Here is a 419-nt window from a genome sequence, read left to right on the forward strand (position 1 = left end):
GCACACCCAGCACCCGGCGCAGCGCCGCCGCAGTGACATCGCCGCCAACCCGGATGGTCGTCCCATCCGCGAGCTTGATCTCGAGGGTGGTGTCAGCGGACACTTCCAGTTTGTTGTCCTGCTTCGATGAAGACGGCAGAGCGTCCGGCGCGATGCGCATCGGCAGAAAGCCAACGCTTGTATCCATCGGTGCAGACCCTCGCCGGGCCTGCCGCCGCCAGGTCCATATAAGCCCCCGGCTGATATCGTGCCGACGTGCAACCTCTGTCACGGTAACACCCGGCACCTCCAGCTCAGCCAGAACGCGCTGCTTCTCCTCTGACCGCCAGCGCCGCCGCCGCTCAACTCCGGTGATGATCTCCACCGCTGATCCCGCTCCCGTCCTTAATGCCGTTCTTACGAGCGGCGTTAAGATCACC

General features: G+C 64.4%; 1 protein-coding gene. It reads right to left on the minus strand.

The window, feature by feature from the left end; translation table 11 throughout:
* Positions 1–364 (minus strand): IS66-like element accessory protein TnpA (gene tnpA / locus ACYQ7X_RS17485; RefSeq protein WP_459698352.1); only part of this gene is annotated, 364 nt, incomplete at its 3' end.
* Between the last annotated feature and the right edge of the window lie 55 nt (positions 365–419).

The sequence above is a fragment of the Acidisoma sp. C75 genome, from assembly GCF_054665095.1.